Annotated in this window: 1 pseudogene; it reads right to left on the bottom strand. The window is 60.7% G+C overall.

Going from position 1 to position 354, the window contains the following annotated elements:
* Window positions 1–41: 41 nt before the first annotated feature.
* Window positions 42–354, bottom strand: a pseudogene (locus AC1DLB_RS32480) (MBL fold metallo-hydrolase); the annotation flags it as partial.

Raw genomic sequence — 354 nt, 5'->3', positions numbered from 1 at the left:
GGCTGTAGCAGCTGTCGAGCACCGCGAGGCAGCGTTCGGGGCTAGAGTTGGTTCAGGGGGATCTTCAGGTAAGTGACGCCATTGTCTTCCGCGGGCGGCAAATTCCCCGCCCGCACATTCACCTGAATCGCCGGCAGCAACAGCGTCGGCATGCACAAACCGGCGTCACGCTGGGTACGCATGGCGACGAAGGCGGCCTCATCAATACCATCGTGGATATGAATGTTGCTTTTACGCTGCTCGCCAACCGTGGTCTGGCACTGTGGAGCGCGACTGTCGGGCGGGTAATCGTGGCAAACGAAGAGACGCACACTGGCGGGGAAGGCCAGCAGTTTGCGGATCGAGGTGAACATC

Source organism: Pseudomonas sp. 05N434 (genome assembly GCF_056396965.1).
Note: the sequence above shows the minus strand (reverse complement) of the source record. Positions and strands in the feature narration are given on the sequence as shown.